This is a genomic window from Vibrio sp. 1F169, from assembly GCF_041439605.1.
Lineage (GTDB): Bacteria > Pseudomonadota > Gammaproteobacteria > Enterobacterales > Vibrionaceae > Vibrio > Vibrio tasmaniensis_A.
Map to the genome: position 1 here is coordinate 73,384 of NZ_JBGOOI010000014.1, position 16,622 is coordinate 90,005.

16 protein-coding genes and 1 riboswitch are annotated in these 16,622 nt (G+C 44.9%); of the genes, 8 read left to right on the forward strand and 8 right to left on the reverse strand.

Annotation, left to right across the window (positions count from 1 at the left end):
• Positions 1–7: 7 nt before the first annotated feature.
• On the forward strand, positions 8–649 hold the full coding sequence (locus ACED53_RS08460) for an OmpA family protein (RefSeq protein WP_017099661.1): 642 nt from the start codon (positions 8–10) through the stop codon (positions 647–649).
• Between the two features lie 15 nt (positions 650–664).
• Here the strand turns inward: ACED53_RS08460 and ACED53_RS08465 are convergent, their stop codons facing one another.
• The 4 genes from ACED53_RS08465 to glyQ form a co-directional block, all read right to left on the reverse strand.
• A complete protein-coding gene (locus ACED53_RS08465; RefSeq protein WP_017099660.1) occupies positions 665–2,047 on the reverse strand; it encodes a sensor histidine kinase in 1,383 nt (460 codons plus the stop codon).
• 1 nt (position 2,048) lies between these two features.
• A complete protein-coding gene (locus tag ACED53_RS08470) occupies positions 2,049–2,729 on the reverse strand; it encodes a response regulator transcription factor (protein ID WP_009848157.1) in 681 nt (226 codons plus the stop codon).
• 110 nt (positions 2,730–2,839) lie between these two features.
• On the reverse strand, positions 2,840–4,906 hold the full coding sequence (gene glyS, locus ACED53_RS08475) for a glycine--tRNA ligase subunit beta (RefSeq protein ID WP_017099659.1): 2,067 nt from the start codon (positions 4,904–4,906) through the stop codon (positions 2,840–2,842).
• 2 nt (positions 4,907–4,908) lie between these two features.
• Positions 4,909–5,823 (reverse strand): glycine--tRNA ligase subunit alpha, encoded by a 915-nt coding sequence (gene glyQ, locus ACED53_RS08480; RefSeq protein ID WP_009848159.1) that lies wholly within the window; start codon positions 5,821–5,823, stop codon positions 4,909–4,911.
• A gap of 210 nt (positions 5,824–6,033) precedes the next feature.
• A riboswitch (yybP-ykoY riboswitch) is annotated at positions 6,034–6,209 on the forward strand.
• A gap of 34 nt (positions 6,210–6,243) precedes the next feature.
• Here glyQ and ACED53_RS08485 point away from each other — a divergent pair.
• Together ACED53_RS08485 and ACED53_RS08490 are read left to right on the forward strand one after the other, a co-directional pair.
• Complete coding sequence (locus ACED53_RS08485; RefSeq protein ID WP_009848160.1) at positions 6,244–6,798, forward strand: TMEM165/GDT1 family protein; 555 nt, start codon at positions 6,244–6,246, stop codon at positions 6,796–6,798.
• Positions 6,799–6,948: 150 nt separating this feature from the next.
• Positions 6,949–7,203 (forward strand): hypothetical protein, encoded by a 255-nt coding sequence (locus tag ACED53_RS08490; RefSeq protein ID WP_004736676.1) that lies wholly within the window; start codon positions 6,949–6,951, stop codon positions 7,201–7,203.
• An 83-nt stretch (positions 7,204–7,286) separates the two neighbouring features.
• Here the strand turns inward: ACED53_RS08490 and tusA are convergent, their stop codons facing one another.
• Positions 7,287–7,538, reverse strand: coding sequence for a sulfurtransferase TusA (gene tusA, locus ACED53_RS08495; RefSeq protein ID WP_004736675.1), 252 nt, complete (start codon positions 7,536–7,538; stop codon positions 7,287–7,289).
• Positions 7,539–7,687: 149 nt separating this feature from the next.
• Here tusA and ACED53_RS08500 point away from each other — a divergent pair, with 149 nt between their 5' ends.
• Together ACED53_RS08500 and ACED53_RS08505 are read left to right on the forward strand one after the other, a co-directional pair.
• Positions 7,688–7,873 (forward strand): hypothetical protein, encoded by a 186-nt coding sequence (locus tag ACED53_RS08500; RefSeq protein WP_017099658.1) that lies wholly within the window; start codon positions 7,688–7,690, stop codon positions 7,871–7,873.
• A 156-nt stretch (positions 7,874–8,029) separates the two neighbouring features.
• Complete coding sequence (locus ACED53_RS08505) at positions 8,030–8,971, forward strand: LysR family transcriptional regulator (RefSeq protein ID WP_017099657.1); 942 nt, start codon at positions 8,030–8,032, stop codon at positions 8,969–8,971.
• A 135-nt stretch (positions 8,972–9,106) separates the two neighbouring features.
• Here ACED53_RS08505 and ACED53_RS08510 read toward each other — a convergent pair whose 3' ends face one another.
• From ACED53_RS08510 to fadB, 3 genes are all read right to left on the reverse strand, one after another.
• Positions 9,107–10,087: an MDR family oxidoreductase gene (locus ACED53_RS08510; RefSeq protein ID WP_017099656.1), complete on the reverse strand. Its 981-nt coding sequence runs from the start codon at positions 10,085–10,087 to the stop codon at positions 9,107–9,109.
• 234 nt (positions 10,088–10,321) lie between these two features.
• On the reverse strand, positions 10,322–11,485 hold the full coding sequence (gene fadA / locus ACED53_RS08515; RefSeq protein WP_017099655.1) for an acetyl-CoA C-acyltransferase FadA: 1,164 nt from the start codon (positions 11,483–11,485) through the stop codon (positions 10,322–10,324).
• Positions 11,486–11,511: 26 nt separating this feature from the next.
• Positions 11,512–13,683 (reverse strand): fatty acid oxidation complex subunit alpha FadB, encoded by a 2,172-nt coding sequence (gene fadB / locus ACED53_RS08520; protein WP_017099654.1) that lies wholly within the window; start codon positions 13,681–13,683, stop codon positions 11,512–11,514.
• A 227-nt stretch (positions 13,684–13,910) separates the two neighbouring features.
• Here fadB and ACED53_RS08525 point away from each other — a divergent pair, with 227 nt between their 5' ends.
• Genes ACED53_RS08525 through hemG form a run of 3 tightly spaced genes read left to right on the forward strand, consistent with a single transcriptional unit; the run spans position 13,911 to position 16,563 of the window.
• Positions 13,911–14,534: a YigZ family protein gene (locus ACED53_RS08525; protein WP_004736669.1), complete on the forward strand. Its 624-nt coding sequence runs from the start codon at positions 13,911–13,913 to the stop codon at positions 14,532–14,534.
• 34 nt (positions 14,535–14,568) lie between these two features.
• Positions 14,569–16,026, forward strand: a complete 1,458-nt coding sequence (locus ACED53_RS08530) for a TrkH family potassium uptake protein (protein WP_102579888.1) — start codon at positions 14,569–14,571, stop codon at positions 16,024–16,026.
• Between the two features lie 9 nt (positions 16,027–16,035).
• Complete coding sequence (gene hemG / locus ACED53_RS08535; protein WP_017100519.1) at positions 16,036–16,563, forward strand: menaquinone-dependent protoporphyrinogen IX dehydrogenase; 528 nt, start codon at positions 16,036–16,038, stop codon at positions 16,561–16,563.
• Positions 16,564–16,622 lie beyond the last annotated feature (59 nt).

Consider the following 16,622-nt stretch of genomic DNA (forward strand, 5'->3'; position numbering starts at 1 on the left):
AGCAAAAATGAAAACGCTTATATCTGTTATGTCTTTATTTACTCTGTCGTTTTCTATACTGGCAGCCCCTTTAAAACCAGATACTAACGAACTACTTTATCATTACTGCCATATGAGCGACTCTGAACTTGAGAAGACGGTAACGATCGGTCAGGGGAAGAAAGTGATGTATCACCAAGGCCCGTTCATGCAAGTGAACACAAGCACAGCTAATCAAGCGATTAAAAATCTGATTCAAGATAAGTTAACTCAAGTATCAGAAAGTGCTGATTGCGCACAATACTTACTGAGTCGAACTAAATTTGTAGAAGGTAAGTTGGCTCGTGAGGTGTTGGCTCGCGTGACTTTTGATTTCGATGACGATGAACTGAATCAAAAATCTCGTTATTTATTGTTAAACCTTATAGCTAAACTTGAACATCAAACTCCCGAATTTATCGTCACGGGGAATACCGACTCAAAAGGTAGTGATAGTTACAACTTAAGCTTAGGCTTGCAGCGCTCGAATGCTGTTGTTGGGTATTTGAAAGAGCAAGGCGTAAATATTGAAGACCTGACAGTGAGTTCACAAGGTGAGGCGAACCCAGTGCAGAGTAACGAGACTGAATCCGGTCGCCATAACAATCGCAGGGTTGATATTCACTCTTAACCCTGCCCTACAAATTTAACTTGTTGGGAGCAGTATTTTTAAAACGACACCCACGGATGGGTTATCTGATTGCTCAAACCAGATTGTCCCTTTGTAGCTATGGAGTATCTCATCACATAGCGCCAAACCTAATCCTGTACCATGGGTCTTCTGATCGGCTCTTACGCCACGTTGAAATAAGGTTTGGCTGATCGAGTTATCTATTACTGGCCCATCATTATAGATCTCAATCAGGATCTGCTGTTCGCTTTGAGTGGCTTTGAATTCGATAGAGGTTTGTGCGAACCGATAAGTATTTTCTAATAGGTTACCGAGCACTTCCATAAGATCATCTTTATTAAGAGGCACGGTCTGTTGGTCGTCAAACTGAGTGATGAATTGGATCTTTTTGTCGGCATGGATTTTCGTAAACATGCCTACTAGGCTGTCGAGGATTGGTTTTATCGGTGTCGATGAAGTCGTTATACCTTTAACGCCTAGCGAAGCCCTTTTGAGTTGTGCCTGAATTAAGCTATCCATTTCTAACAGTTGTTGGTTGATTTGGTCATTCTTTGTTTTGGATGAGTCTTCATCAAGTAATGCTTGAGAAACTGTCACGCGAGTCTTCAAACTATGGGCGAGATCATTGAGAGAACGCTTATAACGCTCCTGATTTTCTTTTTGTTGGTATAGCAATTCGTTCAATGCACTGGTGACGCTATGTAAATCTTCAGGGTATGACTGGGCTAATTGGTTTTGTTTACCCTGCTTTATGTCATTCAGTTCATTCTCTAGTCGAGTAAACGGCGCAAAACTAATACGATAAAAAACCAAAAGTAGAGCACTGATCAAAGCAAGCGCAACCACTAACACTCCAACCGCGGTGTATTTTAACTGATGTATGGGTTCTATTTTCTCTTCGACCCTTTGGGTAAAGATAACTCTGCCATCTTTTTTTTCCTGGAAACCTTTCCAGAGAATTGTGTGGACAATAAAAGCGGCGCCATTCGGTCTTTCAACCAAACGAATAGTATCTATGGGGAAATTTAGATCATGACACAGTTCGTTGACTTGAGATTGGCTGACGCCTATCTCTGATAGCAGCTTAGCTCGTCTTTCAATATTTACTGATGTCCATACTTGTTGATTGTTGTGATCACATAGAGTGACGCTAGTGTTGGGAGACTCTTTCGCATAGAACCTATCCCACTCCGTCAATGGCGGTATTTCCCCAGAAGACAGCAGTTCATTGATTACAGCAGGCAATTCTCGAAGGGTATTTTTCGAGTAGTACTCAAAAAGTTGGTGTTTTTGACTGTTGTAGTAGAACCAGGCGCTAGTGAGTACCATTGAAATCATAATGGAAGCAGCAACGGCGAATGTCCGACGTCTGAACTGAGTTTTGTACAGTCTTTTCATACTACTTGGCTTCTAGTTCAAAACGATAACCTTGCCCGCGAATGGTGCTGATCAGCTTAGCTTGAGTGTATTGCGTTAACTTTTTACGTAAGCGTGAAACGATAACCTCAATATTGTTTAGCTGAACATTTTCACCCTGCGCATAAAGGGAGTCTGCGATTTGTTGTTTAGATACGATTTGTAAGCAATGGCGAATTAAGTACTCGAATATTTGAAATTCTAAGGCTGTAAGTTCAATCAGAGCGTCATCGTAACTGATACGTTTGGCTTGAGTGTCTAAGGTGAGCGATTGCGCTTTGATTTGGGAAGCGGAAAACCCTTGATTGCGACGAACAAGCGCCTCAAGGCGAGCGTGTAGCTCTTCAAATTGGAAGGGCTTGGTAAGGTAATCATCAGCCCCGGAGTTAAGCCCTTCTACTTTATCTTGCCAGTTGCCACGTGCGGTTAAGATTAATATTGGGACTGCAATTTCTTTACGACGTATTTGCTTGATCAGCGTAATGCCATCAAAGTCAGGGAGGCCAAGGTCAATGATCATCACATCTGTATTGGACTGTTTTTGAATCGTTTGTAAACATGCAGAAGCTGTTCTATCTGCATGGACAGTATGTCCTTGCTCACTGAGCTGAGAAGATAGGTGGTGATTCAATATTTCATTATCTTCAACCAAAACAACCAGCATGTAATATCCCTATCTACAATAATATTCAACCAGATAGAGCTTACACTAGCTTTGGATAAAAAAAAGGGAGAAGCCAAAGCTTCCCCCTTAATATTTATTCCAAATTGGTTTTACTTCTGTAGTAAAGAAATATCAGCAATCTGTAGGAACAGGTTACGTAGGTTGTTCAGTAGCGTTAGACGGTTCTTCTTAAGCGCTTCGTCATCAGCCATAACCATTACGTTATCGAAGAATGCATCAACAGGTTCACGTAGATCAGCAAGCTTGCTTAGGGCTTCTTGGTAGTTGCCTGTTGCGAATGCTGGTTCTAATGCTTCTGTCATTACTTCAACGTTTTCAGCCAGTGCTTTCTCTGCGTCTTCTTGAAGAAGAGCAAGATCGATTTCAGCAGGTAGCTCGCCATCGAATTTAGCAAGGATGTTACCTACACGCTTGTTCGCTGCTGCTAGTGCTTCTGCTGCTTCCAGTTCACGGAAGTGAGAAACCGCTTTAACACGTTGGTCAAAGTCAGCTGGCTTAGTTGGACGACGTGCTAGTACCGCTTGGATGATATCAACGCTGAAACCAGCATCTTGGTACCATGCGCGGAAACGACCTAGCATGAAGTCGATAACGTCAGCTTCAACATTGTCGTTAGTTAGCTTGTCGCCTAGTAGCTCTTTCGCTTTACCGATTAGATCGGTTAGGTCTAGGTTGTAGCCGTTTTCAACGATGATACGTAGCACACCTAGTGATGCACGACGTAGAGCGAATGGGTCAGAACCTTTTGGTGCTTGGCCAATACCGAAGATACCTACGATAGTGTCTAGCTTGTCTGCCATTGCTACTGCTGATGAAATACCAGTGCTTGGCAGTGTGTCACCCGCGAAACGAGGCATGTACTGCTCGTAAAGTGCTAGTGCTACTTGCTCGTCTTCACCATCGTGAGTCGCGTAGTGCATGCCCATCACACCTTGAGTATCCGTAAATTCGAATACCATAGATGTCATTAGGTCACACTTAGCCAGTAGGCCTGCACGCTTAGACTTTTCAACGTCAGCATCGATTTGCTCAGCGATGTAGCCAGCAAGTTCTGTGATGCGGTCGGTTTTGTCTTTGATAGTACCCAATTGCTTCTGGAAGATAGCTTGGTCTAATTCAGCAAGACGGTCGATCAGCGGGCGCTTACGGTCTGTGTTGAAGAAGAACTCAGCATCAGCAAGACGTGGACGTACAACCTTCTCGTTACCTTCGATTACGTGACGAGGCTCTTTAGACTCGATGTTCGAAACGAAGATGAAGTTTGGCAGAAGATTTTTATCAGCGTCATACACTGGGAAGTACTTCTGGTCGCCTTTCATGGTGTAAACCAAAGCTTCAGAAGGTACTTTTAGGAACTCTTGCTCAAACTTAGCAGTAAGCACCACTGGCCATTCAACCAAAGAGGTAACTTCTTCAACAAGGTCATCTTCTAGGTCTGCAATACCGCCAACCGCGTCTGCTGCTTTTTTAGCATCAGCAAGAATGATCGCTTTACGCGCATCGTAATCTGCCATTACTTTACCGCGCTCTTCTAAGATCGCAGGGTATTGGTCAGCAGAGTCGATTGTGAACTCTTGTTCGCCCATGAAACGGTGGCCACGGATAGTACGAGCAGAAGCTACGCCTAGGATTTTGCCTTCAACAAGCTCATCACCTAGTAGTACTGTCAGTGTTTTCACTGGACGGATAAATTGAATGTCTGAGTTACCCCAGCGCATTGCTTTAGGAATTGGTAGGCCAGCGAGAGCTTTCGCAGCGATGTCCATCACCAATTCTTGAACAGGTTTGCCAGCCACTTCTTGTTTGAAAAGAAGCCACTCGCCTTTGTCTGTTTTCAGGCGGTCAGCTTGCTCAACAGTAATACCGTTACCACGAGCCCAACCTTGTGCAGCTTTAGTCGCGTTGCCTTCCGCATCGAATGCGACAGAAATTGCAGGACCGCGCTTCTCAACGACTTTGTCTGCTTGGCCTTCAGCCAGTGCAGTCACTTTAAGTGCTAGACGACGAGGTGCTGCGTACCACTTGATGCCTTCGTGAGAAAGCTCAGCCGTTTTAAGACCCGCTTCAAAGTTAGAAGCAAAGGCTTCTGCTAGAGAACGAAGTGCTGTTGGTGGAAGCTCTTCCGTACCTAGTTCAATTAGAAAATTCTTCGCCATGATTATTTATCCTTCTTACACATTGGGAAGCCAAGCGCTTCACGTGACGCGTAGTACGCCTCTGCAACAGCTTTAGTCAGGTTGCGGATACGAAGGATGTAACGTTGACGCTCTGTTACAGAGATAGCTTTACGCGCATCAAGGATGTTGAATGCGTGACCTGCTTTCAGAATGCGCTCGTAAGCTGGAAGCGGCAGTGGCTTCTCAAGCTCAAGTAGCTCTTTACACTCTTTTTCGCACTGGTCGAAGAAAGTGAATAGGAAATCTACGTCTGCGTGCTCGAAGTTGTATGTTGATTGCTCAACTTCATTTTGGTGGAAGATATCACCGTAAGTCACGTTAGAACCGTCTGGTGCTACGTTCCATACAAGGTCGTAAACAGAGTCTACTTCTTGGATGTACATTGCTAGACGCTCGATACCGTAAGTGATCTCGCCCGTTACAGGCTTACACTCAAGACCGCCAACTTGTTGGAAGTAAGTGAATTGAGTCACTTCCATACCGTTTAGCCATACTTCCCAACCAAGACCCCATGCGCCTAACGTTGGGTTTTCCCAGTTGTCTTCTACGAAGCGAATATCGTGAACAAGTGGGTCGACACCAAGAACTTCAAGCGAGCCTAAGTACAACTCCTGGATGTTATCTGGAGAAGGTTTTAGAGCTACTTGGAATTGATAGTAGTGCTGCAGGCGGTTCGGGTTTTCACCGTAACGACCATCAGTCGGACGACGAGAAGGTTGAACGTATGCCGTAGACATTGGCTCTGGGCCAAGTGCACGTAGACATGTCATTGGGTGAGAGGTGCCAGCACCTACTTCCATATCTAGTGGTTGAACAATGGTACAACCGTTTTGTGCCCAGTAATCCTGCAGCGCGAGGATCATTCCCTGGAAGGTTTTGATATCGTATTTTTGCATAGTCAGGTTCGCGCGATTCTTTTAAATGAATGATAAAAATAACCTCTGAGTATACCGAGATATTGGTAAAGCGAGTAGGGGTAATCTTGTTTAATTAGTGGTCTAAAATGTCGTTTAGTGGATTTTTTTGCCTTTAATGTTTGTTTTTCGGCACAAGTGGATATTTTGATAACTTTGACTCTTGTGTTTGAAAGCGTGGGTGATTAAAATCTCGCGGTCTTTGGGGAGTAGCTTACTTATTCATATCCTATTGAATGAGTTCGTTCGTCAACATAATTGATGCAAAATCATCATGGCGTTCGAGGCAACCACCACCTTGGTGGCGCTTAGCAAGACCTTAGACAAGCATCGTGAACCGGGATGGGGCGCGAGGTTTGTCTTTGGTTAAATATAATAATCCTCATCCCAAATGAGCATGTCGTGAGCGTTTTAGCAATTTCAATTACAACTGTCGCCTTAGCCGAGATCGGTGATAAGACTCAGTTGTTATCCCTTTTATTAGCCAGCCGATATCGAAAACCGCTACCTATTATTGCGGCTATTTTCTTTGCCACCATTGCCAACCATGCCCTTGCTGCGTGGCTAGGTGTTGTGGTCGCTGATTATTTATCTCCTGAGGTACTTAAGTGGGTGCTGGTGGTCAGTTTCATTGCGATGGCAGGCTGGATTCTGATTCCGGATAAATTAGATGACGATGAACAGATCTCGAACCGAGGGCCGTTTGTCGCCAGTTTTATCGCTTTCTTCATTGCTGAGATCGGTGATAAGACTCAGATTGCGACATCGATTCTAGGGGCTCAATATTCGGATGCATTAACGTGGGTCATTCTCGGTACTACCATTGGTATGTTGCTGGCGAATGTGCCTGTGGTGATCATTGGTAAGCTATCGGCAGATAAGATGCCACTTGACCTGATTCGCAAGATCACAGCCTTGTTGTTCGTGGGTTTGGCTATCGCAGCAGCGTTCTATTAAGCGGTAGTATTGAGTCCTATTATACTCATCAGTAGAGTAATGTGTTGTAGGTCATACTCTTACAGTATTGTGGGGTTTATCGAGCGAATGGACATATAACTGTCATACTTGTCATGATATTTTAATCTTGTGAGTTAAGAACACGAGGGCATGATTATGTTGACGCGTTATATGGGTATTACTCCACAAAGCCAAAGTTATCTATTTACCTTTGGTCTTGCACTTACACTACTAGGCATGGTGTTGACGGACATGTGGCTACCAATGGTGGCTGGTTCGATGATCATGACCGGGCTTGCGGTAGAAGCTTGGATTCGGGTCGCGCATATTATTCCTATGCGAAAAGATATCCGAGAAATTCAGCATCAGCTTGAGCATCTGCAAAATAAATCTAGAAACGAATAAACAAAAAGCCGCTCGTACTCTGAGTTCTGTTGAAGAACATAAGGTACGAGCGGCTTTTTTGATACTTGATAGTCGGTGGGGCGTTACGCCTCCAATCCCTTTCTGATCAAATACTGGTAAGGCAACGTTTCTGTCGCTTGGCCTACCAACTGGTGATCCATGAATCGACAAAAGCTCGGAATATCGCGAGTTGTCGAAGGGTCGTCAGCTTTTACCAGTAACACATCGCCATCCTGCATGTTTCTAATTGTCTTCCTGACCATCATTACTGGCTCTGGGCAACGCAGGCCTTCAGCTTCTAAAGTGTGGGTTGCCAGTTCAGGTTTGAATGTCATGGTTTGTATCTCTATATCTATCTAACGAGTGAATAATACGTCTGCAGAAAAAATATGCAATAAGTGCTTGGCAAACGGAACCATTTCCTATAACTTAATTAACAAGTTGATAACAATTTAGATCAAAGGCAACTAGCTAAGGAGTGGCGATGTTGACAGGATTAGATAGATTAACAATTTATTCAGTTCTCTGTTTTATTTCTTTTTGTGCGTTAGTACTACGCTCATCGACAGAGACCTCTCTAATGCCAATTTTTGGCATAGTAGCAACGATTATTGGTATTTGGGTAGAGATGCGCCGTTGGCAAGGCATAGTCGAGGAGCAAGAGCACTAACCCGAATACAGCAAGCAAATTCCAATACGACAACATTCCGACACTATCCCCAGATTTTCTTGGGCTTCCCCGCGTAATTGCGGGATTTTTTTTATCTAAAGCATGCTATAAACAACTTAGTGACCAATGATAATTGTATACAGCTAGGTAAGTGGCGTGGAATTAGAAGACATCTATCGTAGAGACCTGAATTTACTGGTCGCCTTAAAGGTATTGATTGAAGAGGGCAGTGTTAGTCAAGCCGCGCTTCGTCTTAACCTAAGCCAATCGGCAACTAGCCGAGTATTAGGGCGCTTAAGAGAACTACTCAACGATCCCCTGTTTACACGCCAAGGTCAGCACCTTATTCCCACCAAGAAAGCACTCGAGATCAGCCAGCGCATTGACCAACCTTTAGAATCATTCCGCCAACTTCTTAGCCCGAGTGATTTCGATCCTTACTATTGCAGCGAGCGCTTTTTGATTGCGACCACTGACTACGCGATGCAAACCATCTTGCCTTATGCTCTGCCGAAGATTTATGAGCAAGCGCCGAACATCTCTTTGGAGTTTGCACCATTGCAGCATGAGCATTTGTTTAAGCAACTCAGCACCGAACGTGTCGATATGGCTATTTGTCGCCCGAGTGGCAGCGTTGCACCACTTCATCAAGATGTATTGGGGCCGGTCGGTGTGTCGTGCCTGTTATCTAAGAATCACCCATTAGCCGATAAGCCTTTAAACCTTGAAGACTATGTATCACTCCCGCACGCGATGATTGCGATCAGTGATGGTGTTAAGGCTTTATTAGACAATGCCTTAGCCAATCAACAACCACGAAAAATGGTGCTGCGTGCTTATCACCTTGAAGCGGCATTGGCGATTGTCGATAGAATGCCGTTGGTGATTACTGTACCTGCTGATTTGGCTTACTTGGTGGCAGAGCGTTATGACTTAGTCGTCAAGCCATTACCATTTGAATTTATGCCGTTTGATTACTCACTGATCTGGCACTCGCGATGTGATTCTTCTGCTTCACAACAGTGGTTAAGAAGAGTGGTAAAAGAAGAGTGTGGTGAGCTGATTCAAAAACGAATTGCGGATGTCGGTTTGGGTTAACTAGGACTGAGTCTGGGCTCACTAGACCCGAATAACAAAAACGCAAAAGGGCTGATAAAAATCAGCCCTTTGTTGTTTTGGGTTATCCAAGCCTAAAGCTGTTGCTTAAGGTTTGATAACTTTATGTTTGAGAATCTATAGTTTAATGACTACGCGACCAGTGATTTGACCGTTAGTGATGTCTTCTGCAGCTTGAATTGCGCCATCTAAAGGCACCTCTTTAGTCGCTTGGCCGTAGAAAGACTCAGGTAGTAGTTCAGCCAGTTGCTCCCACGCTTTAATACGTTTTTCACGAGGGCACATTACGGAATCCACACCTTGTAGGCGAACGTTACGTAGAATGAATGGCATTACTGTAGTTGGTAAATCAAAACCACCTGCTAGGCCACACATTGCAACCGCGCCGTTGTAATCAATTTGTGCCAATACTTTCGCAAGTACTTTGCTACCTACTGTATCGATAGCACCAGCCCACAGTTGTTTCTCAAGTGGTTTCGCTGGTTCTTCTAATTCAGCACGCTCTACAATGCGTGTTGCACCTAGTGATTTTAGAAGCTCGCCATTTTCTGAAGCTCGGCCAGTAACCGCTGCTACTTTGTAGCCTAGTTGGTTTAACAGCGTAATAGACACGCTGCCTACGCCGCCACTAGCACCCGTTACTAGGATTTCACCGTCTTCTGGTTTGATGCCTGCATCTACGATAGCTTGCACACAAAGCATAGCGGTGAAACCAGCGGTACCAATCGCCATGACTTTCTTAGCGTCTAGACCCGCTGGCATTGGCACTAACCAGTCACCGTTTAGGCTGGCTTTCTCAGCCATGCCACCCCAGTGACCTTCACCAACACCCCAACCCGTTAGAACAACTTCGTCGCCTGCTTTGTAGCGCGGGTCATCAGATTGTGAAACCACGCCAGAAAGGTCAATGCCAGGAACCATAGGGAAGTTGCGAACAATGCGCCCTTTACCTGTTATCGCCAAACCATCTTTGTAGTTCAAAGAAGAGTAGCTCACATCAACTTTCACGTTACCTTCTGGTAATTGAGACTCATCAATTTGAGAAACTGATGCGATAGTTTTTTTGTCTTCTTGGTTTAGTACAAGTGCTTTAAACATGATCTGCTCCGTAGGAGGAATATTAGGAAACTGAAGTAACTTTAGTTGAATCATCCGAGAAAAAATAATGAAACATCAACATTGAATCTATGCGTTTTGTGCATAGATATCAGTGTTGGTTTTTCTCTCGCTGAACGCAATCGATGCATTGTTGGATGCCAAGTAATAAAAAGTGCAGCTATATAAATATAGCTGCACAAAATATTACCCTACAAGTATTAAAACCAGTGATCGCTATGGGCGTTCAAATACCGTTGCAATACCTTGGCCTAAACCAATACACATGGTCGCCAAGCCGTATTTCACGTCTTGCGCTTCCATCAGGTTGATTAGCGTCGTCGAGATACGAGAACCAGAACAGCCTAGTGGGTGACCAAGAGCAATCGCACCGCCGTTAAGGTTTACTTTCTCGTCAACTACATCCAATAGACCGAGATCTTTAGCACATGGAAGAGATTGAGCAGCAAACGCTTCGTTTAGCTCAATCACACCCATATCTTCGATGGTTAGGCCTGCACGTTTCAGCGCTTTTTGCGTAGCCGGTACCGGACCGTAACCCATGATTGAAGGATCGCAACCTGCGATAGCCATCGACTTCACGCGAGCGCGAATCTTCAGGCCAAGCGCGTTGGCTTTCTCTTCACTCATGATCAGCATTGCAGAGGCACCATCAGACAGTGCTGATGAAGTACCGGCTGTTACCGTTCCGTTTGCTGGATCGAATACAGGACGCAGCTGAGATAGACCTTCAACTGTTGTTTCTGGGCGAATAACTTCATCGTAATCCAGAGTGAACAGTGAACCGTCTGCTGCGTGAGCTTCGGTTGGTAGGATTTCGTTCTTGAAACGACCTTCTACTGTTGCAGCTTGTGCTCGAGCATGTGAACGAGCGGCGAAGGCGTCTTGGTCTTCACGGCTAATACCGTGCATTTTACCTAACATCTCAGCGGTTAGACCCATCATCCCCGCCGCTTTTGCTACGTGCTTAGACATGCCTGGGTGAAAATCAACACCATGGTTCATTGGTACGTGACCCATGTGTTCTACACCACCGATAAGGCAGATTTCAGCATCACCAACCATGATAGAGCGGGTTGCATCATGCAGAGCTTGCATAGATGAGCCACATAAACGGTTGACTGTTACCGCACCAATTCCAATCGGTAGACCAGCAAGCAAAGCAGCGTTACGTGCGACGTTGAAGCCTTGCTCTAGCGTTTGTTGTACACAACCCCAGTAAATGTCTTCAATTTCGACAGGGTTTACTTCTGGGTTGCGCTCTAAAATGCCTTTCATCAAATGTGCCGACAGATCTTCAGCACGAGTGTGACGGAAAGCTCCACCTTTGGAACGTCCCATTGGGGTACGAAGGCAATCAACAACAACTACATTTTTCATTTTGCTATTCCTTTTCCAAATGTGGGTTACAGAGAACTGGCTTGTTGGCTGTCGTAAAAGCTTTCGCCCTTCGCTGCCATATCAAGCAATAGCTGAGGAACTTGGTACATTGCACCTAAGTCTTGGTAGCCTTTCGCCATTTCAACGAAGTTACCAATGCCCACACTGTCTAAGTAGCGGAATACGCCGCCTCTGAATGGAGGGAAGCCTAAACCGTAAACCAGTGCCATATCCGCTTCTTGCGGTGTCGCGATAATGCCTTCTTCTAGACAAAGCACCACTTCGTTGATCATTGGAATCATCACGCGCTGGATAATTGTTTGGTCATCAAAGTCTTGCGGCTGTTGGCATACGTCAGCCAAGATAGGAAGAATGTCTTCAGAGAATGTCTTCTTAGGACGACCGCGTTTGTCTACGCTGTATGTGTAGAAACCGCTACCGTTCTTCTGGCCGTATTTTTCAGCGACATAAAGCGCGTCGATCGCATCACGATCTTCTTTGCCCATACGCTCTGGGAAACCTTGCGCCATTACTGCTTGTGCATGGTGTGCAGTGTCTAAACCTACAACGTCTAGCAAGTATGCAGGGCCCATTGGCCAACCGAACTTACGCTCCATCACTTTATCGATCTTGGTGAAGTCAGCGCCGTCACGTAGCAACATGCTGAAACCGCCAAAGTAAGGGAAAAGTACACGGTTAACGAAGAAGCCTGGGCAGTCGTTAACAACGATAGGGGATTTGCCCATCTTCGCTGCGTAAGCGACTACGCGATTAATGGTTTCTTCTGAAGTATGCTCGCCACGGATGATCTCAACCAAAGGCATGCGGTGTACTGGGTTAAAGAAGTGCATGCCACAGAAGTTTTCTGGGCGTTTTAGAGATTTTGCTAGCAGGTTGATCGGAATCGTTGAGGTGTTTGATGTAAGAACTGTGTCTTCACCCACGAGACCTTCCACTTCACTCAGTACTGCTGCTTTTACTTTAGGGTTTTCTACAACGGCTTCCACAATCACATCTGACTGTTCAACACCTGCGTAATGTAAGCTTGGGGTAATAGAAGACAGAATACCTGCCATCTTGAATCCATCGAGGCGACCGCGTGATAAGCGTTTATTCAACAGCTTAGAAGCTTCGTTCATACCAAGATCAAGCGATGCTTGTGCGATGTCTTTCATCATCACTGGCACGCCTTTCAATGCTGACTGGTAAGCAATACCGCCACCCATGATGCCAGCACCAAGTACCGCTGCGCGTTCAGTCGCTTTGTTTGCAGACTTACCAGCTTGTTTCGCTAGGCCTTTGATGTATTGGTCATTAAGGAATAAGCCGACCAATGCTTTCGCTTCTTCAGATTTCGCTAGCTTAACGAAGTGTTTACGCTCGATGTCTAGTGCTGCATCGCGATCGCTACGTGCTGCTTCTTCGATAGCAATCACCGAAGTGATGGGTGCTGGGTAATGAGGCCCTGCTTTTTGAGCCACTAAGCCCTTAGCCATGGTAAAGCTCATCATCGCTTCTAGTTTGCTTAGTGAAAGCGCTGATGTTTTTTGTTTACGACGTAGCTGCCAATCGAGTTTCTCATTGGCTGCTAGAGAAACAGTGTTAATCGCTGCTTCTAATAGTTGGTCTGTTTCAACAATCGCATCTAACAAGCCAACTTTAAGTGCTTCATCTGCACGGCATGCTTTGCCTTGCGTGATAATTTCCATTGCACTGTCAGCACCGATAACACGTGGCAGACGCACACAACCACCAAATCCAGGCATGATGCCAAGTTTGGTTTCTGGTAGGCCTATGCTGGTGGTCTTGTCACCGATACGAAAATCGGTCGCTAAGACACATTCACAGCCGCCACCAAGGGCATGGCCACGCATCATTGAAAGAGTTGGGACAGGAAGGTCTTCGAGCTTGCTGAAGATTGAATTAGCGAATCTTAACCATTCATCAAGTTCTGCTTCTGGCTTAGCAAATAGGCCAAGAAATTCAGTGATGTCTGCGCCTACGATGAACGCGTCTTTGTTTGAAGTTAAGATTAAACCACGTAATCCAGCGTGAGCATTAAGAGCATCTAACGCTTTGTCTAGTGATTCTAAAGTAGCAAGGTCGAGTTTGTTTACAGAGGCCGGAGCACAGAAGCTAAGTTCTGCAATACCATCTTGTAATTCCTTTACCTGTAAGGTGTTAGCTTGGTAAATCATTGTCTATCTCCATGACATACAATCCACGATTGTTTGAGAGAATCTTGTTATCTTTCTATTATTGTAGAACACCTGGTAAGACCAGTTGTTCTAGTCTGTACCTCTGCTTGGTGAATTTCAATACATTTTTTAAACAATTGTTTAACATTGTGCGATGGCACAGATCCTCTAACCCTTATTATTCACGCGTGATACACTTCGCCGCTCTTATTAATTAAGTTAACGATATGAATGAACAGCCCTATTTAATACCGTCAGCGTCGGCTTTATTTGAAGAAGAGATAAAAAAGAGCGTTTTTATTACTCATCTTGCTCATACTCCAAGTGTAGAAGCTGCTAAGCAGTTCGTTGAACAGGTAAAAAAAGAGCATTCTTCAGCGCGACATAACTGTTGGGGCTTTGCTGCAGGGCGACCTGAAGACTCGATGAAGTGGGGCTTTAGTGATGATGGCGAACCCTCGGGTACTGCTGGAAAGCCTATCTTGGCGCAACTGTCTGGTTCGGGTGTTGGCGAGTTAACGGCTGTAGTCACTCGCTATTCAGGCGGAATCAAGCTCGGTACTGGTGGTTTAGTTAAGGCTTATGGTGGTGGAGTACAACAAGCTCTCAAGCTGCTTCAAACTATCGAGAAAAAAATAACCACAAAATTACGGCTAGAGTTAGACTATGGTTTTGTGCCGATTGCACAATCCATCATGGCTCAGCATCAGGCTGTTGAAGTCCAAGCGGATTATGGTGTTCAAGTTGAGCTTATTATTGAAATAGAGCTCCTTCAGGTAGATTCGTTTACCCAAACCATGATCAATAAAAGCGGTGCTAAGGCACTGGTAACGAAAGTCAAAGACAACTAGGAAGTGTGAAGCATTTCGCTTCGTTCAATAGCTCATGCAATTTCGCTCAATTATTCGAATCGTCGGATTATTATTAGCACTTTTTAGTGTATCAATGCTCGCACCTGCGCTCGTCGCTCTGATCTATCGAGATGGTGCGGGTGTGCCATTTGTGACGACCTTTTTTGTTCTCTTATTCTGTGGAGCAACCTGCTGGTTTCCAAACCGACGTTATAAGCATGAATTGAAAGCGCGTGATGGCTTCTTGATTGTTGTTTTATTCTGGACGGTAATCGGTAGTGCTGGTGCGCTGCCGTTTTTGATCGCCGATAACCCCAATGTGTCGGTAACCGATGCTTTCTTCGAATCCTTCTCTGCATTAACAACCACGGGCGCGACCGTTATTGTCGGCCTCGATGATCTGCCTAAGGCGATTCTGTTTTACCGCCAGTTCCTGCAATGGTTTGGTGGTATGGGTATCATCGTATTAGCGGTAGCCATCCTTCCTGTTCTCGGCATCGGTGGTATGCAGCTATATCGTGCAGAAATCCCGGGTCCAGTAAAAGACAGTAAGATGACTCCGCGTATTGCTGAAACGGCAAAAGCGCTTTGGTACATCTATCTGAGTCTAACGATTGCTTGTGCGGTGGCGTTTTGGCTTGCAGGCATGAGCTTCTTTGATGCTATCAGTCATAGCTTCTCTACTATTGCGATTGGTGGCTTCTCGACTCACGATGCGAGTATGGGCTATTTCAATAGTCCGGCTATCAACATGATTACGGTCGTGTTCCTTCTTATCTCTGCGTGTAACTATTCGCTTCACTTTGCTGCATTTGCTTCTGGTGGTGTGCATCCTAAGTATTATTGGAAAGATCCTGAATTCCGCGCCTTTATCTTTATTCAAGCAGTCTTGTTCTTAGTTTGTTTCTTATTACTGCTTAATCACCACTCTTATGACTCGTATTACGATGCCTTTGATCAAGCCTTGTTCCAAACGGTATCTATATCGACGACAGCAGGCTTCACCACTACAGGTTTCTCCGAGTGGCCATTGTTCTTACCTGTTCTGCTTCTGTTCTCTTCTTTTATAGGGGGCTGTGCAGGTTCAACGGGCGGTGGTATGAAAGTTATTCGAATCTTATTGCTTACTCTACAAGGTGCTCGTGAAATGAAGCGTCTTGTTCACCCGCGTGCTGTCTATACCATCAAAGTTGGCGGTTCTGCGTTACCACAACGTGTTGTTGATGCGGTTTGGGGCTTCTTCTCTGCATACGCATTGGTTTTTGTGGTTTGTATGTTGGCTCTTATTGCTACTGGGATGGATGAGCTGAGTGCTTTCTCTGCCGTAGCGGCAACATTGAATAACCTTGGCCCTGGCTTAGGTGAAGTGGCAATGCACTTCGGCGATGTGAATGATAAGGCCAAATGGGTGTTGCTCGTATCTATGCTGTTTGGTCGTTTAGAGATATTCACCTTATTAATTTTGTTGACCCCTACGTTTTGGCGTAGCTAAGGACATATTGTGGCAAAAGCTCTATTTTTGTATTCAAGCCGTGAAGGGCAAACCAAGAAGATCTTGAACTATATAAAAGAAGAAATGAATGAGTTCGAATGTGAGCTTCAAGATCTGCACACTATTAGTAATGTCGACTTTGCTCAATACGACAGAGTGTTGATTGGTGCATCTATTCGTTACGGCCACCTTAATAAGAAGCTATATAAGTTCATTGATGCCAACCTTACTCAGTTGCAATCCAATAAGGTTGCTTTCTTTTGCGTTAACTTAACAGCTCGTAAAGAAGACCAAGGCAAAGATACTCCTGAAGGTAGCGTCTATATTAAGAAGTTCCTTCTTAAGTCCCCGTGGCAACCAACTTTGATCGGTGTATTCGCGGGCGCCCTCTATTACCCTCGTTATAACTGGTTCGATAAAACCATGATTCGCTTCATTATGAATATGACAGGCGGAGAAACGGATACAACCAAAGAAGTCGAGTACACAAATTGGGGAAAAGTCTCTTTATTCTCTAAGAAACTACAAGAGATGTAAGAGAAAAGCCTACTTTTGAGGCGTTTTGAGTTCTTTTTAATCGAACGAATAAAAAAACG